The organism is Streptomyces sp. 6-11-2 (assembly GCF_006540305.1).
Taxonomy (GTDB): domain Bacteria; phylum Actinomycetota; class Actinomycetes; order Streptomycetales; family Streptomycetaceae; genus Streptomyces.
Genome location: NZ_BJOR01000001.1, coordinates 3,084,912 through 3,108,057, shown reverse-complemented (window position 1 = coordinate 3,108,057; position 23,146 = coordinate 3,084,912). Strand labels below are relative to the sequence as shown.

The following is a 23,146-nucleotide window of genomic DNA, read 5'->3' as shown; positions in this document are numbered from 1 at the left end:
CCGGCCGGCGCCCGGTGGCCGGCCCCGCAGCGTCCCGGTCGGCACCGCGGTGGCCGGGGACCGCGCGTCCCCGGGGCCCGGAGGCAAGTGCCCGGGGACGGCCCTCGTGCGTCGACCGCCGGGCGTCACTGCCCCGGAAGCAGGGGATGGCTGCCCGTGTTCGTCGGGGCGTGTTCGGGCAGCCACAGGACGGCGACGGCGCCCTCGGCCGGGATGTGGTCAGGGGCGCCCGCGGGACGGACGTTGCGGAAGGTCAGACGGGCGCCGAGGACGCGGGCCTGCCCCGCGGCGATGGTCAGGCCGAGGCCGTGGCCGTGCCCGGCGCGGTCCCTGCTGCCGGTGCGGAACCGGCTCGGGCCCTCGGCGAGCAGGTCCTCGGGGAATCCGGGGCCGTGGTCGCGCACCCGGATGACCCGGCCCTCGACGGTCACCTCGATCGGCGGCTTGCCGTGCCGGGCGGCGTTGGCGAGCAGGTTGAACAGCACCCGCTCCAGCCGCCGCGGGTCGGTGGTGACCTCGGACTCGTGCACCACACGAACCTCGACGTCCGGGTCCTTGGCCGCCACCCGCCGGGCGACGAACTCGCCCAGCACGATGTCCTGGAGTTCGGCCCGCTCCGAGGCGCCGTCGAGCCGGGCCACCTCCAGCACGTCCTCCACCAGCGTGCGCATGGCTTTCGCGCGGTCCAGGACCAGTTCCGTCGGCCGGCCGGGCGGCAGCAGCTCGGCCGCGGTCAGCAGCCCGGTCACCGGGGTGCGCAGCTCGTGCGCGATGTCCGCCGTGACCCGGCGCTCCGCCTCCAGCCGCTGCTGGAGCGCGTCCGCCATCGCGTCCACCGCCCGCGCGAGGTCGTCGGTCTCGTCGCGTACGACACCTCCGATGGCGTCCCGGACCCGTACGTCCGTCTCACCCTTGGCGACCTGATTGGCCGCGGTCGCCGCCTTGCGCAGCCGCCGCGAGAGCTGACCCCCTATGAGCACGCCCAGCGCGCTTCCGCCGAGGACGACCGTGATGGAGCCGATGACCAGGGCCTGGTCGAGGTCGTTGAGGATGTTCGTGCTGCGGTCGGTGAAGTGCGTGTGCAGGGACAGCACGTGGCCGTCCTTGACCGGTACGGCCGCCCAGATGTCGGGCAGCTTGCCGGCGCGGTCGGTGACGTATGTCGCACGCCGCCCCTGCTCGACCTTCTCCCGCAGCTCGGAGGGCAGTGCCGGGTCGTCGATCCTGATGCCGGGGAAGTTCGGCCGCCCCGACAGTTCGAAGTTGCGCTGGGCGATCTGGACCCGCTCGTCCGCCAGGTCGCGCGCGTTGTCCATCATCGACACCCGTGCGGCGTTGTGCACGACCAGACTGAGCGCGACCGCCACCAGCGCGCCGACCAGCGCGATGGCCGCGCTGAGCTTCCACCTCAGCCCCGTGCGGATGTCCGCGCGTTCCAGGCGCTCGGGGAGCAGGCGCCGTGTGATCCCGGGCATGACCGCCCCGCTCAGGCCTTCAGCTTGTAGCCGAAGCCGCGCACCGTCTCGATGCGGTCCTGGCCGATCTTCGTACGCAGCCGCTGCACATGGACGTCGACCACGCGGGTGTCGCCGCCCCAGCCGTAGTCCCACACCCGCTCCAGGAGCTTGTCCCGGGAGAGCACCGTGCCCGGAGCCGAGGAGAACTCGAGCAGCAGCCGCATCTCCGTGGGCGTGAGCGCCACCGGCTGCCCGGCCCGGCGCACCTCCATCCCCTCGGTGTCGATCTCCAGGTCGCCGAAGCTCAGGACCCCGCCGTCCACCGCGGCCGGGTCCGCGTCGGCCCGGACGCCGCCGGCGTGCCCGAAGCGGCGCAGCACCGCGCGGATGCGGGCGACCAGGACGGCGCCGTCGAACGGCTTGGTCACGTAGTCGTCGGCGCCCGCCTCAAGACCCAGCACCACGTCGATGGAGTCCGCCCGCGCGGAGAGCATGATCACCGGAACGGTCGACTCGTCGCGGATGCGGCGGCACAGGCTGACCCCGTCGAGGCCGGGAACCATGACGTCCAGCAGCGCGATGTCGGGCCGCCTGGCCCGGAACGCCTCCAAACCGGACAGCCCGTCGGGCATCGCCGTGACCGCGAAGCCGACCCGCTCCAGGGCGAGCTGTGTGGCCTCGCGGATGACGTCGTCGTCCTCGACGAACAGGACGTGGGTCTGTTCTGCCATCCGGGTGCTCTCAGTCCTCGTGTGCTTCTCGTCGGGCGCTCTGGTCGTGCGCTCTGGTGTTCGTGCGCTCCTGGCCCACCGTGCGGGCACGTCCGCGGCCGGACGCGTCCATCCGTGACCGGTTCACCGGGAGACCGGACGGGCGGCCCCGGCCGCCTCACGCCCTCGCCATTGTCGCGCGGCCGCCGCCCGGGCTCCCCCACGCTGCCGTCAGTGGCCGGGAACCGGCGTCGCGATGCCCCCGGCGGCCTTGCTGTACTCGTTGCGCGTGCTGAACTCCTTGGTGAACCGGCCGGCCGACCAGCGGTACGTGATCACGTCCTCGCCGGACGGACTCGACACCGGGTCCCCCCGCGCGTACACCTGCTTGGTCACCACGAGGTCGCCGCGGTCGATCTCGGCGTAGACCGGGGGCTCCTCGGCCGTGAAGACGTTCTCGTACCGGCCCCCCTGCTCGCGGTACACATAGGCACCCACACCCACCGCGTCTCCGCAGGTCAGCACGTTGACGACGATGTCCTCGGCCGATCCCGAGGTCAGGTCGCCGTACGACACGTCGACGGGGTAGTCGTCGGCCACACACGGCTTGAGGCCGCGCTTGACCGCGGCCGAGACCTGCGGGTCGTCCTTGATCAGCCGGACCGCGTCCACCTGCTGGGCCCGGCCGGTGGGGTCGGGGGAGGGGGCCGGGACGGTGCCCGCCACCGAGCCGGCGCGGGCCGGTCCCTCGTCGCGCGCGCCGGTCCCCCCGGTGCCGCAGGCGGACGCGGAAAGGGCGAGGGCGGCGAGCACGGCCGTCGCCGTGATCGCCGCCTGGAAGGTGTCCCGGGCGCGCCTGGCCCCCGAGCCTGTACCCCTGCCGGTCAGGCCGCGCAACGCTCCCGCTCCTCACGCTCCAGCGCGCGTGCGTCCAGATCGCGCGCCTCCAGCTCCTCGCGGAGCCGGGCGAGCGCCCGGTGCAGCGTGCTCTTGACCGTACCCGCCGACATGCCGAGGGCGGCGGCCGTCTCCTCCGTGGACATCTGCTCCCAGTGTCGCAGCACCACGACACTGCGCTGTTTGGGAGCGAGCACTTTCAGGATGTCCATGAGGAGCGCGCGGTCGGCGTGCTGCTCGGTGGAGTCCTCGACGCGGGCGTCCGGGAGCTGCTCGGTGGGAACCTCCTCCAGCTTCCGGGCCCGCCACCACTCGGTCCGCGTGTTGATCATCACGCGGCGCAGATAGGCGTCCGCGAGCCGCTTGTCGGCGATGCCCTCCCAGCGTCCGTAGGTCCGCGCGAGTGCCGTCTGGAGCAGGTCCTGGGCTTCGACCGGGTCCGGTACCAGCCGGCGCGCACTGCGCAGCAGCGCGTCCTGCCGGGTACGCACGTACTCCTCGAACTCGAGCACCTCTCCCTGCGCCATGTACGACCGCCTCCGATCCCCGTTTCCCGACCCGCCTGCCGCCGGTCTCCAAGCCGTGAGCGGACGGGCTGTGGTCGGCAGCCGTCCGGTGCCTGTCAGGCACGCAAATGAAGGTACGGAGGCGTTGTCACGGCGCTGTCCGAAGCAGCCTGCGGCCAGCCCTCGGCTGTGCGTCGGTTGTGTAACGGAAGTAGGAACGGGGTAAAGCGGTGTCCCGATTGGTCCCCTTTGAGGGTGATTTGAGGGGTCGAAGGGTGTGCGGGTGTGTGACACGAACAGCCGCGACGCGCCCTGAAGGCGTGGCGGGCCTGTGGGGTGACTTCGAATCAGGTGTCCGGGGTCGGATGTGGGGTGTCAGGTGCCGGGTTTCAGAGGTCGGGTGACGGAAGGTCAGGTCAGCGGCAGTCGGTACAGTCCGCCCGGCAGCGGCTCCACCAGGCCGTCCGCGACGAGACCGTCCAGGGCGCGGGCCCGCTGGACCGGCTCGTGCCAGACCCGGTCGAGCACCGGCTGCGGGACGGGCGCGTGGGCCTCGCGGAGCACGGCGAGCAGCTTGCCGCGGACCTGCCGGTCCGTGCCGGCGTACGTCTGCCCGCGGCGCGGCGGCCCGTCGTGCGCGGGCTTGCCCGCGAGCCGCCAGGCGCAGTGCGCGGCGATCGGGCAGCGTGGGCACGACTCGTTCTTCGCCGTGCACACCAGCGCGCCGAGCTCCATGGAGGCGGCCGCCCAACGGGCTGCGGTCCCCTCGTCCTCGGGCAGCAGGGCGCGTGCCAGACGCCGCTCGGCGGCGGTCGTGGCGTTCGGCGGGTACTGCACACCGGTGACCGCGCGGGCCAGCACCCGGCGGACGTTGGTGTCCAGGACGGCGTGTCGCTGTCCGTAGGCGAAGGAAGCGACCGCCGCGGCCGTGTACTCGCCGATGCCCGGCAGGGCGAGCAGTTGCGCGTGCTCGGTCGGCACGTCGCCGCCGTGCCGTTCCGTTATGGCGACCGCGGCGCCGTGCAGGCGCAGGGCGCGGCGCGGGTAGCCGAGCCGGCCCCAGGCGCGGACGGCCTCGCCCGGCGCCTCCTTGGCGAGGTCGGCGGGCCGGGGCCAGCGGTCGAGCCACTGCTCGTAGACCGGCAGCACACGGCTCACCGGCGTCTGCTGGAGCATGAACTCGCTGACCATCACGCCCCAGGCGCCGGCGTCGGAGCGTCGCCAGGGCAGGTCGCGGGCGTGGTCGTCGAACCAGGTGATGACCTGGGTGTGCAGAGTCGGGCCGAGGGAGGTGCCGGAGGCCTCGGCGCCGGCGGGCGTGCCGGTGCCCGTCCGGGCACCGGTGGCGTTGGCCGGGGTGTCGGGGCTGCTGTGCGGGGGCAGTGTGGGCGCAGTCATGGCCTTCCGATCCTGCCACGTGGGGGTGGACGGCCGTGTGACCCGGCGCGGGCCGGTGTCGTCACGAACCGTGCCCGGGTGATCACGGCGAGGCCAAAGCGGCCCGTGAATATGGGCGTTGCCGTGATGATGATCCGGAAAAGTTGTCGCCGGCGCGGCGGGTGGGGCCGGGGAAGCCGACGATCTCTCGTACAGTTTGGGCCGTGGGATCTCTGCGCAATCCGGTCGGTCCGCTTCCCGCCTCCATCTACTGGCGACGGCGGCTCGTCATGCTGTCCGTGGTCGCCCTGCTGGCGCTGCTGATCGTCTGGATCGTCCCCCTGGGGGGCGGGGGCCGCAAGACCAACGGCGAGGGGCCGGACGGCAAGCATCCGGCGCCCTCGGCCTCGACCATCACGCCGGGTCCCTCCGGTTCCGGTCCCGCGATCAGCCAACATCCCGGCGGCCGGGAAGAGTCCGGCGGCGGTGACTCGGGTGGATCGGGGTCCGGGACCGGGGGCACCGGTGACACCGCCGGTTCCGACGGCGACGGCGCCGGGGGGAGCGGAGACGGCGCCGGTTCCGGTTCCGGCGGGTCCGCCGGCGGCGGGGACGAGGGTGCCAAGGGCGGCGGTGGTCCGGGCGCGGTGCTGCCGGCCGGCAGCACGTTGCCCAACTGCACCGCGAACGCGGTGAAGTTGACGCTGCGCAGCGTGCGCAACTCCTACGGGCCCGGCCAGACGCCGGTGTTCGAGCTGACCGCCGCGAACTCCTCCGGCAGCGACTGCAAGGTCGATCTCGGGCCGAAGTCCGCGGTGGTGACGATCAGCCAGGCCGAGAGCAGCTCCGCCTACTGGTCCTCGGCCGACTGCCCCACGACGGCCGGGAGCCGGCTGTACCGGGTGCCGGCGGGCAGCGCCATCACCTACACCGTCCGCTGGGACCGCAAGCCGAGCGCCCCGCAGTGCGCGACACCGCCGGCCGGGTCGGCCGGGGCGGGCACCTACCTGGTCGAGGCGAAGGCGCCGGGGTACGCGAAGCAGCGGACGTCGTTCGTCCTGTCGGAGGACTGAGCGGACCGGGGCCGAGCGGGCCGAGGGTGACCGAAGAGAGCCAGGAGGGTCAACGGTCACCGAAGAGGCCCGAGGCGGGCCGGCCGTGGCCGGCGCCGGTCAGACGTAGCGCTCCAGGATCGACGACTCCGCCAGCCGGGACAGGCCCTCGCGGACGCTCCGCGCCCGCGCCTCGCCCACACCGTCCACCGTCTGGAGGTCGTCGACGCTCGCGGCGAGCAGTTTCTGCAGGCCGCCGAAGTGCTCGACCAGGCGGTCGATGATGGCGCCGGGCAGCCGGGGCACCTTGGCCAGCAGGCGGAAGCCGCGCGGGGAGACCGCGGAGTCGAGGGTCTCCGGGGAGCCGGTGTAGCCCAGGGCGCGGGCGACGGTGGACAGTTCGAGAAGCTCGGCGTGGGAGAGCTTGTCCAGCTCGGCCAGGGCCTCCTCGACCGTGCGGGAGCGCTTGGCGGTGGGCTCGGGGACGTAGTCCCGCACCACCAGTTCGCGCTCCGGCTCCACGCCCGCGATCAACTCGTCGAGCTGGAGGGCCAGGAGGCGGCCGTCGGTGCCCAGCTCCACCACGTACTCGGCGATCTCGGTGGCGATACGGCGCACCATCTCCAGGCGCTGCGCGACCGCCGAGACGTCCCGGACCGTCACCAGGTCCTCGATCTCCAGCGCCGACAGCGTGCCCGCCACCTCGTCCAGGCGGAGCTTGTAGCGCTCCAGGGTCGCCAGGGCCTGGTTGGCGCGGGAGAGGATCGCCGCGGAGTCCTCCAGGACGCGCCGCTGACCGTCGACGTAGAGGGCGATCAGCCGCATGGACTGCGAGACCGAGACCACGGGGAAGCCGACCTGCTTGCTGACCCGGTCCGCCGTGCGGTGCCGGGTGCCGGTCTCCTCGGTCGGGATCGTCGGGTCCGGAACCAGTTGCACGCCCGCGCGCAGGATCTTCGACAGGTCGGACGAGATCACGATGCCGCCGTCCAGCTTGCACAGCTCCCGCAGCCTTGTCGCCGTGAACTCGACGTCCAGGACGAAACCGCCCGTGCACATCGACTCCACGGTCTTGTCGGCGCCGAGCACGATGAGCCCGCCGGTGTTGCCGCGGAGCACCCGTTCGAGGCCGTCCCGCAGGGCCGTGCCAGGTGCCACGGCGCTCAGGGAGGCGCGCATCAGGCCATCGGCGCCGGAACTCCCGCCGGACTTTCCGGGAGCTGCTGCCCGGTCGTTGGCTGCCACTGCACTCCTCCGGTCGCAGGTTCTTCAGGCGCTGCCGTTTCGCACACTCGGTTCGTACGGACGGGCGAGACCAGGGCAAAGTCTACCGGCGCTCCTCCTGCTCCCGTGGGGCGTCCCGGCGACGCGAGCGGGGCAGGACCCGCAGCGCGTCGCCTATGTCGGCCACTTCCAGGACCTTCATCCCCGCCGGGACCTTGCCCGGGTCGCCCGGCACGAGGGCGTGCGTGAAGCCCAGGCGGTGGGCCTCGGCGAGCCGGCGCTGCACGCCGGTGACCCGTCTGACCTCGCCCGCCAGACCCACCTCGCCGATCGCGACCAGGTTCTTCGGCAGCGGGGTGTCGCTCGCCGCCGAGGCCAGCGCGAGGGCGACCGCGAGGTCCGCGGCCGGCTCGGAGAGCTTCACCCCGCCGACCGTCGCCGAGTAGATGTCCCGCTTGCCCAGCGCGCTGATCCGGCCCCGCTGCTCCAGCACGGCCAGCATCATCGAGACCCGGGAGGTCTCCAGGCCCGACGTCGTGCGGCGCGGGGAGGGGATCTGGGAGTCGACGGTGAGCGCCTGCACTTCCGCGACAAGGGGGCGGCGGCCCTCCAGGGTGACGGTCAGGCAGGTGCCGGGCACGGGCTCCGCCCGGCGGGTCAGGAACAGGCCGCTCGGGTCGGCCAGGCCGGTGATGCCCTCGTCGTGCAGTTCGAAGCAGCCGACCTCGTCCGTCGCGCCGTAGCGGTTCTTGACGCCGCGGACCAGGCGCAGGCGCGCGTGCCGGTCGCCCTCGAAGTGCAGCACCACGTCGACCAGGTGCTCCAGCAGGCGCGGGCCCGCGATGGCGCCGTCCTTGGTGACGTGGCCCACCAGGAGCGTGGACATGCCGCGTTCCTTGGAGGCGCGGATCAGCGCGCCCGCGACCTCGCGGACCTGCGCCATGCCGCCGGGCGCGCCGTCGATCTCGGGCGAGGCGACCGTCTGCACCGAGTCCAGGATGAGCAGGGAGGGCTTGACCGCGTCCAAGTGGCCGAGGACGGCGGCCAGATCGGTCTCGGCGGCCAGATACAGGTGGTCGTCGATGGCGCCGATGCGGTCGGCGCGCAGGCGGACCTGGCTCGCGGACTCCTCGCCCGTGACGTAGAGCGTGCGGTGCTCGTCGCTGGCGGACTTGGCCGCCACGTCCAGCAGCAGCGTGGACTTGCCGACCCCGGGCTCGCCCGCGAGGAGGACGACGGCGCCGGGGACGAGCCCGCCGCCCAGGACCCGGTCGAGTTCGGGCACGCCGGTGGAGCGGGCGGTGGCCTGGCGGCCGTCGACCTGGCCGATGGGCACCGCGGAGGTGGTGACCCGGCCCGGCGTCGTCGTACGGACCGCGGGCGCGCCGTACTCCTCGACCGTGCCCCAGGCCTGGCACTCGGGGCAGCGGCCGAGCCACTTGGCCGTCTGCCAGCCGCACTCCGTGCAGCGGTAGGACGGGCGGTCCTTGGTGGTCTTGGTACGGGCAGCCATGGGGAAAACCGTAACCGCCGGCACCGACAGCCCGGCCGCCGGTGGCCCGGTGCGGGCCCCGCGCCGGACCCTGTGCCGGACATCGTGCCGGACTCCGGGCCGGCCCCGCGCCCCGCCGTCGTCGGGCGGGCACACTCGAACGGGTCATGGAACCCGAGGTTCCGTTCCCCTTAAGAGGGATCGTTTCACCCGTACGGATTAAAAGTGCTCAAGGTGCACAGAGGGACGATCCCGGGCCGCCTACGGTCGCACAGGTGATGAGCAGCAGTCCGGACACCTCGCCCCGCACTACCGGTGCGCATCGGGCACACCGCGAGGCGCGCGACCGCGCTGCCGCGCACGCCGTGGCGTGCCGCCTGCCCGCGCGCTACGAGCCTTATCTCGACGGCCTGTTCACCTACTGCCTGTCCGTGCTGTGCGACCACGAGGCGGCGACCGCCGCCCTCGGGGACGCGCTGGTGTTCGCCGAGCGGCGCGGACAGCGCGGACCCGGGACCGCGGGCGAACGTCGGGCCTGGCTGTACGCGCTGGCCCGCTGGGCGTGCCTGCGCAAGCTGGCCGAGGCCAAGCAGAAACGTCAGGGCACGCACGCCGCGGGCCGCACCGGCGGCGACCGGCACGCCGCCGCGCGGGCCGTACCGCCGCCCGTCCCCGACGAGGTCCGGCGGGAGCGGCGCCGCGAACTCGTCCAGCTCGCCTGGCCGGAGGCCGCCGGCACCACCCCGGAGCAGCGCGAGGCGCTCGAACTCGCCGTACGCCACCACCTCGCCGCACACGAGGTCGCCGCCGTCCTCGGCATGGGCCTCGCCGCCGCGCGGGAACTGCTCGCCGCGGCCGCCTGCGAGGTGGAGCGCACCCGTGCGGCGCTCGCCGTGGTGGAGACCGGCACCTGCCCGAGCGTGTCCCGCCTCACCGGGGACAGCCGGCTCGTCCTCGGCGCGGCACTGCGGCGCGAACTCGTCCGGCACGTCGACGACTGCCCGCGCTGCCGCCGTACCGCCGAGCGCGCCCTGCCCGGTCAGTGGCCCGGCGCCACCGTCACCCCCGCCGAACTGCCCGTACTGCCCGCGCCCCGCGCGGCCCTCCACAAGGCCCTGGCCCACCATCCGCGCGCGCGGAGCACCGCTCCCCGCTTCGATCGGCGCGGCTTCCCGATGGACCCGAAGGACCGCGCCGCCCGGAGGGACCGGCTCCGCGCGCGTGCCGTCACGACCACGGTGGTGGCCACGGTGGTGGCCGCGCCGGTGCTGGCCCTGTGGGCCGCCTACCGCGGCGGCCCGGCCGGCGAGGGCCCCGACGGTCCCGCCGCCAGCGCGCACGAGGGGCACGGCCCCGGCGTCCTGGGCGGCGACGGGGCCGGCAGGGGCTACGAGAACACCGGCAACGCGGGGCCCGGGCCCGACACCCGCTTCGGCACGAGCGGCCGGCCGGACGTCTCCGTGGAGGTCATCAGCGTCACGGGCGCCGGCCGCAAGGACGGCCGCCTGACGGTGAGCGCCGACAACACCGGTGACACCACCCTGATCACGCTCACCGCCGCCGGGCCCGGCCCGGTCCACTGGTCCGCGTCCACCGGCGCGGCCTGGCTCTACCCGAGCCGCTCGTCGGGGACCCTCCAGCCCGGCGAGTCGTTGACGATCAAGGTGTACATCGACCACCTGCGCGAGCCCTCCGGCCGCTGGAGCGCGCGTGTGGCGATCGCGCCCGCCGGTGCCGTCGTCTCCATCGACGGCTACGGCACGGCACCCAGCCCCTCCGGAGCCGGGCCCAGGCACCCGGCCGACCCGCCCGCGACGTCCGGCCCGCGCCCCACGCCGACCACTCCGGCGCCCTCCGAGCCCACCCCCACCCCGACCGACCCGCCGTCGACGACCGACCCCACGCCCACTCCCACCGAGCCGTCGCCGACCGACCCGGACAGCACGCCCCCGCCGTCCGCGGGCGGCGACACACCCAGCGCGGCCGAGGGCCGGCCGGGGGGACGGCGCGAGGGCAGGGCGTGCGACGGCTCGGGCCGGCACGCCAAGCGCGACCGCGGATGCCCGGCCCCGGCCTCTGCGGGCGGCCGCCGGTAGCGGGCCCCGACCGCCGGCGGGTCCGCCGCCGGCGATCGGGGCCGGGCACCTGCGGGGCCTTCAGGCGAGCCGCCGAGGCGACCGCCGGCGGCCCGTCAGACGGCCGGATCCGCCGGATGCGGCGCCACCAGCGGCAGCCCGGAGGCCAGACGCTGCTCGCACAGCTCGACCAGGCGGTCGTAGCCGGCCTTGCCCATCAGCTCGGTCAGCTCGGCCCGGTAGGAGACGTACACCGGCTCGCCCGCGCCGTGCGCCGACGTCGCCGAGGTGCACCACCAGTGCAGGTCGTGACCGCCCGGACCCCAGCCCCTGCGGTCGTACTCCCCGATCGACACCTGCAACACGCGTGTGTCGTCGGGCCGGTCGATCCACTCGAAGGTCCGCCGGATCGGCAGCTGCCAGCACACGTCCGGCTTCGTCTCCAGCGGCTCGCGGCCCTCTCGCAGGGCCAGGATGTGCAGCGAGCAGCCCATGCCGCCGGCAAAGCCGGGCCGGTTCTGGAAGATGCACGAGCCATGGAAGGGGCGCGTCTGCCGGGAGCCCTCCTCGTCCTCGGCCACCCAGCCGTTCTCCACGCCCTCTGCATGGTTCTGCCAGATGTCCGGTGTGAGCCTCGCCACGTGCTCGGCGACCCGCTTCTCGTCGTCCTCGTCGGAGAAGTGGGCGCCCAGGGTGCAGCACCCGTCGTCCGCGCGGCCCGCCTGGATGCCCTGGCAACCGCTTCCGAAGATGCAGGTCCAACGAGAGGTCAGCCATGTCAGATCACAGCGGAAGACCTGCTCGTCGTCCGCCGGATCCGGGAACTCCACCCACGCGCGCGCGAATTCGAGCCCCTTCTCGTCGGACTCCGCGCCCCGCTTCTTCGGCCTCACTGCTTTCGCCGGGTTCGCCGATTTATCGGTCTTCGCCTTTTTCGTCTTTGGCACCCGTCCAGGGTAAGTCGCCGGGCAGCCGTGCCGGGACCCTCCCGAGCCGTGCCTCGCACACAGCGCCGGGGGCGGACGACGTGCCAGGTGGCAGTAGCGTTCCGTACATGAGACTCGGTGTCCTCGACGTGGGCTCGAACACGGTGCATCTGCTGGTGGTCGACGCGCACCCCGGCGCGCGCCCGCTGCCCGCGCACTCGCACAAGGCCGAACTGCGGCTCGCGCAGCTCCTCGACGCAAGCGGCGCGATCGGCTCCGACGGCGTCGACAGACTCGTCGCCGTGGTCCGCGAAGCACTCCAGGCCGCCGAGGACAAGGGCGTCGAGGACCTGCTGCCGTTCGCCACCTCGGCCGTGCGCGAGGCGGACAACGCCGACGACGTCCTCGCGCGCGTGCAGGAGGAGACCGGGGTCAGGCTCCAGGTGCTCAGCGGTGCGGAAGAGGCGCGCCTCACCTTCCTCGCCGCCCGCCGCTGGTTCGGCTGGTCGGCCGGGAAACTGCTGGTCCTGGACATCGGCGGCGGCTCACTGGAGATCGCCTACGGCATCGACGAGGAGCCCGACGCGGCCGTGTCGCTGCCGCTCGGCGCGGGCCGGCTCACCGCCGGCTGGCTGCCCGGCGACCCGCCCACCGCGGACGACGTCAGGGCGCTGCGCCGCCATGTGCGCGCCGAGATCGCGCGCACGGTCGGCGAGTTCAGCCGCTTCGGCGTCCCTGACCACGTCGTCGCCACCTCGAAGACCTTCAAACAGCTCGCACGGCTGGCCGGCGCCCCCCGCTCCACCGAGGGGCTGTACGTCCAGCGCGAGCTGAAGCGGGAGTCCCTGGAGTCGTGGGTGCCGCGGCTGTCCGGCATGACGTCCGGCGAGCGCTCCGAACTCCCCGGAGTCTCCGACGGCCGGGCCGGACAGCTCCTGGCCGGAGCCCTGGTCGCCGAGGGCGCCATGGACCTCTTCGGCGTGGAAAGCCTGGAGATATGCCCGTGGGCCCTCAGGGAGGGAGTGATCCTGCGGCGTCTCGACCACATGGGATGACGAAGGCCACAACCGCGGCCGCGGGCCCCGCCCCCACCCACCGCACCCCGTAACCTGTCCCTCGTGGTGGAACCCGAACCCGTACGCATTCCGGATGCGAAGGTCGCGCTTTCGACGGCCTCCGTCTACCCGGAGTCGACGGCGACGGCCTTCGAGATCGCCGCACGCCTCGGATACGACGGCGTCGAGGTCATGGTGTGGACCGACCCGGTCAGCCAGGACATCGAGGCGCTGCGCAGACTCAGCGACTACCACCGGATACCGATCCTCGCCGTGCACGCCCCCTGCCTGCTGATCACCCAGCGGGTGTGGTCCACCGACCCCTGGACCAAGCTCCAGCGCGCCCGGGCGGCCGCGGAGAAGCTCGGCGCGAGCACGGTCGTGGTCCACCCTCCCTTCCGCTGGCAGCGCCAGTACGCCCGTGACTTCGTCGCCGGGGTCTGGCGGATGGCGAGCGAGACGGATGTGCGCTTCGCGGTGGAGAACATGTACCCCTGGCGCTACCGCGACCGCGAGATGCTCGCCTACGCCCCCGGCTGGGACGTCACGAAGGACGACTACCGCCACTTCACGATCGATCTCAGCCATGCCGCGACGGCCCGCGCCGACGCGCTCCAGATGGCCGACCGCATGGGCGGCCGGCTCGGCCATGTGCACCTCGCCGACGGCAGGGGCTCGGCAAAGGACGAGCACCTGGTGCCCGGCCGTGGCTCCCAGCCCTGCGCCGAACTGCTGGAACGTCTCGCCACCAGTGGTTTCGACGGCCATGTCGTGATCGAGGTCAACACCCGCCGGGCCATGTCCAGCGCCGAGCGCGAGGCCGACCTCGCCGAGGCCCTGGCCTTCACCCGGCTGCACCTGGCCTCCGCGGTGAAGGTGCCCGGGCGATGACCGGCGCCACCACCCGCCGCCGTGGCCGCCCCCGCCGTGAGGAGGCCGCCGACACCCGCGACCGCATCCTGACCGTGGCCCGCGAGGAGTTCTCCGAGCGCGGCTACGAGAAGACCTCGGTACGCGGCATCGCCAAGGCCGCCGGAGTGGACTCCGCCCTGGTCCACCACTACTTCGGCACCAAGGAGCAGGTGTTCGAGGCGGCGATCGAGGTCGTCCTCGCGCCCGCGCTGAACGCCCCGGAGGCACTCGTCGACGGTCCGCTCGACGGCGTCGGAGAGCGGTTCGCCCGCTTCTTCTTCGGCATCTGGGAGAGACCGGCCACCCGTACGCCCCTGCTGGCGATCGTCCGCTCCGCTCTGAGCAACGACACCGCGGCCGCCGTCTTCCGCCGCCTGATCGTCTCGCAGCTGCTGCGGCGCATCGCCGGCCGGTTCGACCTGCCCGACGCGGAGCTGCGCGCCGAGCTGGCGGCCGCGCAGCTGGTGGGCTGCGCGATCCTGCGGTACGTGATCAAGGTGGAGCCGCTGGCGACGGCGGACGTGGAGCAGATCATCGAGCGGGTGGCACCCGTGGTGCAGCGGCACCTCACGGGGACGTGACGCCGGACGGCTTTCGCGCGCCCCTGCCGATCCGGGACGCGCAGCCCCGCCGCCCGATGTGTGCGCCCCTGCCGATCCGGGACGCGTAGCGCGCCGCCCGATGTGTGCGCCCCCGGCGATCCGGGACGGCGTACCCCCGCCGCCCCGAGACACGCGTCCCGTATTCCGGACAGCGCGTCCCGACCCCTGGATGACCGGCGTAGGCTCGACTGAGCCAGAACTCTGCCGGCGACTCCCTGCCGCCCGGCAGAACTTCCCGAAGGAGCTAGCGACGATGCCCGAGCTGAGGTCCCGCACAGTCACCCACGGCCGCAACATGGCGGGCGCCCGCGCCCTTATGCGCGCCTCCGGTGTACCCGGTGCGGACATCGGCCGGAAGCCGATCATCGCGGTCGCCAACAGCTTCACGGAGTTCGTGCCCGGTCACACCCACCTCCAGCCGGTCGGCCGGATCGTCAGTGACGCGGTCCGGGAGGCGGGCGGCATCCCGCGCGAGTTCAACACCATCGCGGTCGACGACGGCATCGCCATGGGCCACGGCGGCATGCTGTACTCGCTGCCCTCGCGCGACCTGATCGCGGACAGCGTCGAGTACATGGTCGAGGCGCACTGCGCCGACGCCCTGATCTGCATCTCCAACTGCGACAAGATCACCCCGGGCATGCTGATGGCGGCCCTGCGCCTGAACATCCCCACGGTCTTCGTCTCCGGCGGGCCCATGGAGGCCGGCCGTGCCACGCTCGTCGACGGCACCGTCCGCACGCTCGACCTGATCGACGCGATCGCCGACGCCGCCAACGACAAGATCTCCGACGAGGACATCCTCCGCATCGAGGAGAACGCCTGTCCGACCTGCGGCTCCTGTTCCGGCATGTTCACCGCCAACTCGATGAACTGCCTGACCGAGGCGATCGGTCTGTCCCTGCCGGGCAACGGCTCGGTCCTCGCCACCCACACCGCCCGCCGTGCCCTGTACGAGAACGCGGCCCGCACGGTGATGGACCTCGCCCGCCGCCACTACGAGCAGGACGACGAGACGGTCCTGCCCCGCAACATCGCCACCTTCGCGGCCTTCGAGAACGCGATGGCCCTGGACATCGCGATGGGCGGCTCCACCAACACGATCCTGCACCTGCTGGCGGCGGCCCAGGAGGCCGGTGTCGAGTTCGGCCTGGAGCAGATCGACGCCGTCTCCCGCAGGGTGCCCTGCCTGGCGAAGGTGGCGCCGAACGTCACCAAGAACCGCACGTACTACATGGAGGACGTGCACCGCGCCGGCGGAATCCCCGCCCTGCTCGGCGAGCTGCACCGCGCGGGCCTGCTGAACGAGGACGTGCACGCGGTGCACAGTCCCTCCCTGGCGGACTGGCTCAAGACCTGGGACGTGCGCGGCGGCTCCCCGTCCCCGGAGGCGGTCGAGCTGTGGCACGCGGCCCCGGGCTGTGTGCGCTCGGCGGAGGCCTTCTCCCAGTCCGAGCGCTGGGAGGCCCTGGACACCGACGCCGCCGACGGCTGCATCCGCTCCGCCGAGCACGCCTACTCCAAGGACGGCGGCCTGGCGGTGCTGAGGGGCAACCTGGCCGTGGACGGCTGCGTGGTGAAGACCGCGGGCGTCGACGAGTCGATCTGGACCTTCGAGGGCCCGGCGGTCGTCTGCGAGTCGCAGGAGGAGGCCGTCCAGAAGATCCTCACCCAGCAGGTCAAGGAGGGCGACGTCGTCGTCATCCGCTACGAGGGCCCCAAGGGCGGCCCCGGCATGCAGGAGATGCTCTACCCGACCTCGTACCTGAAGGGCCGCGGCCTGGGCAAGAGCTGCGCGCTGATCACGGACGGCCGCTTCTCCGGCGGCACCTCGGGCCTGTCCATCGGCCACGCCTCGCCCGAGGCGGCCTCCGGCGGCACGATCGCGCTCGTCGAGGACGGCGACCGCATCCGTATCGACATCCCGAACCGCTCCATCGACCTGCTCGTCGACGACGCGGAGCTGTCCCGCCGTGAGCAGGCCCTGAACGGCACGTACGTCCCGAAGGACCGCGACCGGAAGGTGTCGGCGGCGCTGCGGGCCTACGCCGCGATGGCCACCAGCGCCGACAAGGGCGCCGTGCGGGACGTGTCGAAGCTGGGCTGACGGCTGACGCGGCCTGAACACGCGGACCCGAAGGGGGGCCGCCTCCTGCGAGGCGGCCCCCCTTCGTCAGGTCACCAGGACGACGGGTCGTGGCCGTCGACGGCGAAGACGGTGCCGTCGGGGGCGCCGGCGTAGACACGGCCCTTGACGATCACGGGCGCGGGCAGCTCCGCCGCTACCCGGTCCGTGTGCGTGCCGAGCCGCGGCCGGGTCTGGCCGACGATCCGCCCGGTGCGGGCCCCGACCGCAAGCAGTCGCCCGTCCCCGGCGAGGAAGTACACGTGGCGGGCGTCGGCGATCGGCATGGAACCCCGGCTCACGGCCGTCTCCAGCCGCCACCGCACCTTCCGCGCCGCCAGGTCGACCGCGTCCAGCGAGCCGCCGCCGCCCAGCAGGTGCACCACGTCGCCGCGCACGCTCGCCTGCACCGTGTCGCGGGGAACGGGCAGCGCGACCCGGACCGACGCCTTGGTCCGCGGCGTGTAGCGGACCACGGCGTCCGCCCGCCCGAAGGCCGGCTCGGCGGAGAGCAGGACGAGGGAGCCGTCCCGGCTGCCGACGGGCGTCAGCATTCCGGGCAGCCGGGCCTCCCAGCGCACATCGCCCGTCGCCGGGTCCACCGCGACGACCCGGGTGGACGTCCCGTCGGCCGACGAGCTCACCGCGTACGCCAGCGGATCCCCCGCGAACGCGGAGAAGTGCGGCAGGGGAAGACCGGGCACCGGCCGGCTCCACTTGGTCTCGCCGGACGCGGCGTCGACCGCGCGCACCAGCCCGTCCGTGCCCGTGAGCAGCACCATTCCGCCGACGCTGCGCACTCCGCTGTAGGCCGGCACGTCCGACTGCCAGCGCGGCCTGCCCGAGTCGGGGTCCAGCGCCTCCAGACGCAGGCCGTGGTCCGTCATCGGCTGCACCAGACCACCCGCGACGACCGGCGGCACACCGGTGACCATCTTAGGTACGGAGTGCCGCCACAGCAGGCTGCCGTCCGCCGGATCGAGGGCGTAGACCAGTCCGGGCCGCGCGCAGAACAGCTTTCCGGCCCCGTACGAACACGGGGCGGCGCCGTCGCCGGACACGGGCCCGGCCACCCACTCGGAGAACGCGGCCGAAGGGGCTGCGGGCAGAGTGCTCTCCGGCGCCGAGTTGTGCGCAGACATCCCGAGGTCGAGCAACTGGACCGTGGCGAGTCCGCCGCCGACGACCAGGCCGAGGGCTCCGGCGGCCGCGGCGAGCCGCCGAGAGCGCGGGCGCCGCCCGGTGAGGATCCCCGTCAGCCGCCCGGACCGCCGCCCCGTACGGTCTCCCGGCTTGCCCTCGGCGTCACCGGCAGGGGGCTCGGCCGGGGACGCGTCACCGCGGTGGTTCCCGTTCGCGTCCGGCCCGCCGGTTCCGGAGAACACCCCGGTCCCAGCGGTCCGCGGCTCCGGTATGAACGCCTGCGTGTCGTACGAGGCGGCCGCCGAGCGCAGTTCCCGCATCAGCTCGTCCGGGGTGGGGCGGTCCTCGGGCTCCTTGGCCAGGCAGCGCAGCACCAGCGGCGCCAGGTCCTCCGGCACCTCGGTCAGGTCGGGCTCGTCGTGCACGACCTGGTAGGCGACGATGTACGGACTGTCGGAGTCGAACGGCCCCCGCCCGGTCGCCGCGTGCACCAGCACGGAGCCGAGCGCGAAGATGTCCGCCGCGGGCCCGACCTCCCGCGGCCGGCGGAACTGCTCGGGCGCCATGAAGGGCGGCGTACCGATCAACTTGCCGGTCTCGGTGCGCAGTTCGCTGTCCTTCGGGCGGGAGATGCCGAAGTCGATGACCTTCGGCCCGTCCTCGGCGAGCAGCACGTTGCTCGGCTTGAGATCGCGGTGGACGACCCCCACCCGGTGGATGTCGCGCAGCGCCTCGGCGAGCCCCGCCATCAGCCGCCGCAACTGGGCGGGAGGCAGCGGCCCGTTCTGCTTCACCTGGTCCGAGAGCGTGGGGCCGGGAATGAACAGGGTGGCCATCCAGGGCCGTTCGGCCTCCGGGTCGGCGTCGACGACGGGCGCGGTGAAGGCGCCGCTGACCCTCCGGGCCGCCGCGACCTCCTGCCGGAACCGCCCCCTGAACTCGGGGTCCCAGGCGTACTGGGCGTGCACGACCTTCACCGCGAGCCGCAGACCCGAGGTGCTGCGGGCCAGATGCACCACGCCCATGCCGCCGGAGCCCAGGCACGACTCGAGGCGGTAGTGACCGGCGTACTCCGGAAGTTCCGCTTCCGCGCCCGCACCGGTGTTGCGCTGTGGCGTCATGGACCACCCCCCGTGCTGTTCGTTCGCGCGTGCGACGCACGGAGCCTAGTCGATGACCCGAACCGGACCGAGGCGGCTTGCGGGACTCCACGTGCGAATCGCGTACATGTGTTTCGCAACGCGTTCCCGGGGAATCAAACGGGGCCCATGGCAGTCGTGGGGTGTTACGGGGGAGGTTTCTCATGTCTGTCGACCGTGCCGAAGAACAAGCCGGGGAGCGTGTCGAGGAGGCCGGCGACGCGGCGGCGGCAACCATCGCGACCGCGGCGGCCGTGCAGTACTACCCGGTCGCGCCGGGCGTCCAGCTCAACGTCCGCAGCGGCCCCGGCACCGGCTACAGCATCGTCCGCACCCTGGGCGCGGGCGCCCAGGTGCCGGTCTACTGCCAGACGCCGGGTACGACCGTGTCGGGCTACTACGGCACATCGAACATCTGGAACAACATCGGAAGCGGCCAGTACGTCTCGGACACCTATGTGAAGACGGGCAGCGACGGCTACGTGGCCGGCCGCTGCGGCTGATCCCCGACGGAGCCCGCGGACACCCCGGAGCCATAATCGACCCGTGAGCGACGACAACGGCACCCCGGTCACCCCCGCGGGCTCCGCAGGGCCCCGCCCCGAGCCCCTGCGCTTCTTCGGCACCACCTGGGTGGACCACGACAACGGCTACACCGCCCGCCGTATCGGCGTCGCCGCCGGCTCACTCGCCGCGGCGGCCGTCTCCTGCTTCGTGCTCCGCTTCGCCTACCAGGGACTCCAGATCGCCGGCTCGGGCGCCTTCGTGGAACTCCTGGTCGTGGTGATGTTCGCGGTGTGCAGCGCGCTCGCCTTCCGCCACACCTGGGACGGCTTCGGCAAGCGCCCCGACCCCGACCGCCAGTCCTCCCTGCGCGGCCTGCTCGCCGTCGGCTTCATCGGCTCCCTCCTCGCCTACTTCTTCCGCTCGCTCGTCGAGGCCCCCGGCGAGAAGCTGCACCGCAAGGAGTACGAACAGGCCCGCGAACAGTACGAACGCCGGACCACCCGCCGCTCGGGCAACCCTTCCAAGAAGCGCCGCCGCTCCTGACCGCGGGGGCCGCGCGGTCAGCGAACCGGTCCGCGCGGTCGGAACCCCTTGTCACGGGGAGGTCATGCGGTCGCACGATGGCCGTATGACCTCATCTCCGACGCCCACTCACGCGGACCGAGCCCACTCCTTCAACGCCGCAGCGGCCCAGTACGCGGCGAACCGCCCCTCCTATCCGCCCGCCCTCTTCGACGCGCTGGAGGAACTCACCGGCCGGCCCCTCGCCGGCGCCCGCGTGGCGGACATCGGCGCCGGGACCGGCATCTCGACCGCTCTGCTGCACAAGCGTGGTGCCGACGTGCTGGCCGTCGAGCCGGGCGAAGGCATGGCGGCCCACTTCCGCCTCACCCGCCCCGGCATCCCGATCGTGCGGGGCGACGGCAACGCCCTCCCGCTTGCCGACTCCTGCGCAGACCTCCTCACCTACGCCCAGTCCTGGCACTGGACGGACCCCGACCGAGCCGTCCCGGAGGCCCTGCGGGTACTGCGGCCGGGCGGTGCCCTGGCACTGTGGTGGAACAGGGACGCCGCCGACATCGAGTGGATCGCGCGGCAGAACGACCGCCTCCGCCGCCTCTTCGGCATCGACCCCTACGCCGAGAAGGGGGCGGCCGCCGCCCGCGCCGTCAAGGCACAGCCCACCGAGCGACTCCACTTCACCCGTCGCGCGGTCCGCTGGAGCCGCCGGGTCCCGCTCGACACCCACCTCGCCAACCTCGGCAGCCACTCACGCCTTCTGGTCTGCCCCGAGGGACACAGGGACACCTTCCTGGCCGAGGAGCGCGACCACCTGCTGGAGGTCTTCCCGGACGGTTTCGTGGAGGAGACCTACGACGTCCTCCTCCTCGTCGCCACCACACCCTGACGCCGCTCATCCCCTCACCCCACTTGACGGCGCCCTCTCCAGCGCGCATTAATCATCGCATGATGAATATTTCTTCGGGGCCACCCCGCCCCGAAACGGATGCCGTCCGAGCCGAAGCGCTCACCGTGGTCCGAGGCCCCCGCACCGTCCTGCGGGGCCTCGGCTTCACCGTCCCGCGCGGCCGCATCACCGGCCTCCTCGGCCCCTCCGGCTGCGGCAAGTCCACGCTCATGCGCGCCATCGCCGGCACCCAGGCCGAGGTCGACGGCACCCTGGAGATCCTCGGCCTGCCCGCCGGCCACGCCACCCTCCGCAACCGCATCGGCTACGTCACCCAAGCCCCCTCCGTCTACGACGACCTGACCGTCCGTCAGAACCTCGAATACTTCGCCGCGATCCTCGACCCCGGCCGCGCGGCGGCCGAACGCCGCCGGGACAACGTCAGCCGGGCCATCGCCGACGTCGACCTCACCGGCCACGCCGACGCCCTCGCCGGCAACCTCTCCGGCGGCCAGCGCAGCCGCGTCTCCCTCGCGGTCGCCCTCCTCGGCACCCCCGAACTGCTGGTCCTCGACGAACCGACCGTCGGCCTCGACCCCGTGCTGCGCCGCGACCTGTGGAACCTCTTCCACGACATCGCCGCCACCCGAGGCGCCACCCTCCTCGTCTCCTCCCACGTCATGGACGAGGCCGAGCGCTGCCACCAGCTCCTCCTCATGCGCGAGGGCCGGATCCTCGCCGACGACACCCCCGAAGCACTCCGGGCCCGAACCGGCACCGAGACCGTCGAGGCGGCCTTCCTGCACCTGGTCGACGAGGCGGTCGCAGCAGGCCGCGCCAAGGAGACAGCACGATGAGCACGAGCACCGCACCCCGCGCGCCCCGCGCCCTGAGCGCCGCCCGCACCACCGCCACCGCGGCCCGGGTACTGCGCCAGCTCCGCCACGACCCGCGCACCATCGCACTGATGCTGCTGGTCCCCTGCGTGATGCTGCTCCTGCTGCGCTACGTCTTCGACGGCAGCCCGCGCACCTTCGACAACATCGGCGCCTCGCTCCTCGGCATCTTCCCGCTGATCACCATGTTCCTGGTGACCTCGATCGCCACCCTGCGCGAACGCACCTCCGGCACTCTCGAACGCCTCCTCGCCATGCCGCTCGGCAAGGGCGACCTCATCGCCGGCTACGCGCTCGCCTTCGGCGCCCTCGCGATCGTCCAGTCCGCGCTGGCCACGGGACTCGCCGTCTGGTTCCTCGGCCTGGACGTCACCGGCTCGCCCTGGCTGCTCCTGCTGGTCGCCCTCCTCGACGCCCTGCTCGGCACCGCCCTCGGCCTCTTCGTCTCCGCCTTCGCCGCCTCCGAGTTCCAGGCGGTCCAGTTCATGCCGGCGGTGATCTTCCCCCAGCTCCTCCTCTGCGGCCTGTTCACCCCGCGGTCCGACATGCACCCCGTCCTGGAGGCCGTCTCCGACGTCCTCCCGATGTCCTACGCGGTCGACGCCATGAACGAGGTCCTGCGCCACACCGACGTGACGACGACGTTCGTACGCGACGCGCTGATCGTGGCGGGCTGCGCCCTGCTCGTCCTCGGCCTGGGAGCGGCCACCCTCAGGCGGCGAACCGCATAGCCCCACAGGACCGGAGGGTGTCCCGCCAGCCGGACAGTCCACCCGCGCTTCGGACCACCGGTGCGAGGATGAGCACCATGAGCCAGAAAGTCGCAGTTCTCGGCACCGGAAAGATCGGCGAAGCCCTGCTCAGCGGAATGATCCGAGCCGGCTGGACCCCCGCCGACCTGCTGGTCACCGCCCGCCGCCCGGAACGGGCCGAAGAACTCCGCGCCCGCCACGGAGTCACCCCGGTCACCAACGCGGAAGCGGCGAAAACCGCCGACACCCTGATCCTCACCGTCAAGCCCCAGGACATGGGCACCCTCCTCGACGAACTCGCCCCGCACGTCCCCGCCGACCGCCTGGTCATCAGCGGCGCCGCGGGCATCCCCACCTCCTTCTTCGAGGAGCGCCTGGCCTCCGGCACCCCGGTCGTCCGCGTCATGACCAACACCCCCGCCCTCGTCGACGAGGCCATGTCCGTCATCTCCGCCGGCACCCACGCCTCCGCCGAACACCTCGCCCACGCCGAGGAGATCTTCGGCGCCGTGGGCAAGACGCTCCGCGTCCCCGAGTCCCAGCAGGACGCCTGCACCGCCCTCTCCGGCTCGGGCCCGGCCTACTTCTTCTATCTGGTCGAGGCCATGACCGACGCCGGCATCCTCCTCGGCCTGCCCCGGGACAAGGCCCACGACCTGATCGTCCAGTCCGCGATCGGCGCCGCGGTGATGCTCCGCGACAGCGGGGAGCCCCCCGTGAAACTCCGCGAGAACGTCACCTCGCCGGCCGGTACGACGATCAACGCCATCCGCGAACTGGAGAACCACGGCGTGCGCGCCGCGCTCATCGCCGCGCTGGAAGCCGCCCGCGACCGCAGCCGCGAGCTGGCCTCCGGCAACAACTGACCGGCACTGGGCGGCCGGCACAGGC

At 73.1% G+C, this 23,146-nt stretch carries 21 protein-coding genes; 12 read left to right on the top strand and 9 right to left on the bottom strand.

Features of this window, described 5'->3' with window-relative positions; translation table 11 throughout:
* Positions 1-125 precede the first annotated feature (125 nt).
* The 5 genes from cseC to TNCT6_RS13285 form a co-directional block, all read right to left on the bottom strand.
* Entirely contained in the window at positions 126-1,475 is a 1,350-nt protein-coding gene (gene cseC / locus TNCT6_RS13305; RefSeq protein WP_141359571.1) for a two-component system sensor histidine kinase CseC, read from the bottom strand.
* Positions 1,476-1,486: 11 nt separating this feature from the next.
* Positions 1,487-2,188 (bottom strand): two-component system response regulator CseB, encoded by a 702-nt coding sequence (gene cseB, locus TNCT6_RS13300; RefSeq protein ID WP_141359570.1) that lies wholly within the window; start codon positions 2,186-2,188, stop codon positions 1,487-1,489.
* Positions 2,189-2,398: 210 nt separating this feature from the next.
* Positions 2,399-3,064, bottom strand: a complete 666-nt coding sequence (locus TNCT6_RS13295) for a hypothetical protein (protein WP_141359569.1) — start codon at positions 3,062-3,064, stop codon at positions 2,399-2,401.
* Positions 3,052-3,591, bottom strand: coding sequence for a SigE family RNA polymerase sigma factor (locus TNCT6_RS13290; RefSeq protein ID WP_100568556.1), 540 nt, complete (start codon positions 3,589-3,591; stop codon positions 3,052-3,054). The genes TNCT6_RS13295 and TNCT6_RS13290 overlap by 13 nt, the downstream gene beginning before the upstream one ends.
* Positions 3,592-3,981: 390 nt before the next feature.
* The gene (locus TNCT6_RS13285; protein ID WP_141359568.1) at positions 3,982-4,968 is read right to left on the bottom strand and encodes an A/G-specific adenine glycosylase; all 987 of its coding nucleotides are present in this window, start codon (positions 4,966-4,968) and stop codon (positions 3,982-3,984) included.
* Positions 4,969-5,171: 203 nt separating this feature from the next.
* On the opposite strand from TNCT6_RS13285, the gene TNCT6_RS39835 reads away from it, so the two are divergent.
* Positions 5,172-6,020 carry a hypothetical protein gene (locus TNCT6_RS39835; protein ID WP_172632893.1) on the top strand — a complete coding sequence of 283 codons (849 nt, stop codon included), beginning with the start codon at positions 5,172-5,174 and terminating at the stop codon, positions 6,018-6,020.
* Positions 6,021-6,119: 99 nt separating this feature from the next.
* Here TNCT6_RS39835 and disA read toward each other — a convergent pair whose 3' ends face one another.
* Together disA and radA are read right to left on the bottom strand one after the other, a co-directional pair.
* Entirely contained in the window at positions 6,120-7,244 is a 1,125-nt protein-coding gene (gene disA / locus TNCT6_RS13270; protein WP_141359566.1) for a DNA integrity scanning diadenylate cyclase DisA, read from the bottom strand.
* Between the two features lie 82 nt (positions 7,245-7,326).
* Positions 7,327-8,736, bottom strand: a complete 1,410-nt coding sequence (radA, locus tag TNCT6_RS13265) for a DNA repair protein RadA (RefSeq protein WP_141359565.1) — start codon at positions 8,734-8,736, stop codon at positions 7,327-7,329.
* Between the two features lie 254 nt (positions 8,737-8,990).
* Between radA and TNCT6_RS13260 the strand changes: the two genes are divergently transcribed.
* Entirely contained in the window at positions 8,991-10,811 is a 1,821-nt protein-coding gene (locus TNCT6_RS13260) for a hypothetical protein (RefSeq protein ID WP_253266096.1), read from the top strand.
* A gap of 95 nt (positions 10,812-10,906) precedes the next feature.
* Here TNCT6_RS13260 and TNCT6_RS13255 read toward each other — a convergent pair whose 3' ends face one another.
* Positions 10,907-11,737 carry a hypothetical protein gene (locus tag TNCT6_RS13255; RefSeq protein ID WP_141359564.1) on the bottom strand — a complete coding sequence of 277 codons (831 nt, stop codon included), beginning with the start codon at positions 11,735-11,737 and terminating at the stop codon, positions 10,907-10,909.
* A 107-nt stretch (positions 11,738-11,844) separates the two neighbouring features.
* Between TNCT6_RS13255 and TNCT6_RS13250 the strand changes: the two genes are divergently transcribed.
* The 4 genes from TNCT6_RS13250 to ilvD all read left to right on the top strand — a co-directional run bounded on the left by TNCT6_RS13250 (position 11,845) and on the right by ilvD (position 16,392).
* Entirely contained in the window at positions 11,845-12,771 is a 927-nt protein-coding gene (locus tag TNCT6_RS13250; protein ID WP_141359563.1) for a Ppx/GppA phosphatase family protein, read from the top strand.
* 63 nt (positions 12,772-12,834) lie between these two features.
* Positions 12,835-13,662 (top strand): sugar phosphate isomerase/epimerase, encoded by an 828-nt coding sequence (locus tag TNCT6_RS13245; protein ID WP_141359562.1) that lies wholly within the window; start codon positions 12,835-12,837, stop codon positions 13,660-13,662.
* Entirely contained in the window at positions 13,659-14,264 is a 606-nt protein-coding gene (locus TNCT6_RS13240; RefSeq protein WP_141359561.1) for a TetR/AcrR family transcriptional regulator, read from the top strand. Before TNCT6_RS13245 ends, TNCT6_RS13240 begins: the two co-directional genes overlap by 4 nt.
* 274 nt (positions 14,265-14,538) lie before the next feature.
* On the top strand, positions 14,539-16,392 hold the full coding sequence (gene ilvD, locus TNCT6_RS13235) for a dihydroxy-acid dehydratase (RefSeq protein WP_141359560.1): 1,854 nt from the start codon (positions 14,539-14,541) through the stop codon (positions 16,390-16,392).
* Between the two features lie 71 nt (positions 16,393-16,463).
* Here the strand turns inward: ilvD and TNCT6_RS13230 are convergent, their stop codons facing one another.
* Positions 16,464-18,674 carry a serine/threonine-protein kinase gene (locus tag TNCT6_RS13230; protein ID WP_141359559.1) on the bottom strand — a complete coding sequence of 737 codons (2,211 nt, stop codon included), beginning with the start codon at positions 18,672-18,674 and terminating at the stop codon, positions 16,464-16,466.
* A gap of 182 nt (positions 18,675-18,856) precedes the next feature.
* Here TNCT6_RS13230 and TNCT6_RS13225 point away from each other — a divergent pair, with 182 nt between their 5' ends.
* The 6 genes from TNCT6_RS13225 (at position 18,857) to proC (ending at position 23,121) form a co-directional block, all read left to right on the top strand.
* The gene (locus TNCT6_RS13225) at positions 18,857-19,195 is read left to right on the top strand and encodes an SH3 domain-containing protein (protein WP_141359558.1); all 339 of its coding nucleotides are present in this window, start codon (positions 18,857-18,859) and stop codon (positions 19,193-19,195) included.
* 43 nt (positions 19,196-19,238) lie between these two features.
* A complete protein-coding gene (locus TNCT6_RS13220) occupies positions 19,239-19,742 on the top strand; it encodes an EamA/RhaT family transporter (RefSeq protein ID WP_141359557.1) in 504 nt (167 codons plus the stop codon).
* Between the two features lie 85 nt (positions 19,743-19,827).
* Positions 19,828-20,607: a class I SAM-dependent methyltransferase gene (locus tag TNCT6_RS13215; protein WP_141359556.1), complete on the top strand. Its 780-nt coding sequence runs from the start codon at positions 19,828-19,830 to the stop codon at positions 20,605-20,607.
* Positions 20,608-20,666: 59 nt separating this feature from the next.
* Positions 20,667-21,464 carry an ABC transporter ATP-binding protein gene (locus tag TNCT6_RS13210; protein WP_141359555.1) on the top strand — a complete coding sequence of 266 codons (798 nt, stop codon included), beginning with the start codon at positions 20,667-20,669 and terminating at the stop codon, positions 21,462-21,464.
* Complete coding sequence (locus tag TNCT6_RS13205) at positions 21,461-22,234, top strand: ABC transporter permease (RefSeq protein WP_141359554.1); 774 nt, start codon at positions 21,461-21,463, stop codon at positions 22,232-22,234. The genes TNCT6_RS13210 and TNCT6_RS13205 overlap by 4 nt, the downstream gene beginning before the upstream one ends.
* 77 nt (positions 22,235-22,311) lie before the next feature.
* Entirely contained in the window at positions 22,312-23,121 is an 810-nt protein-coding gene (gene proC / locus TNCT6_RS13200; protein ID WP_141359553.1) for a pyrroline-5-carboxylate reductase, read from the top strand.
* The last annotated feature ends 25 nt before the right edge of the window (positions 23,122-23,146 follow it).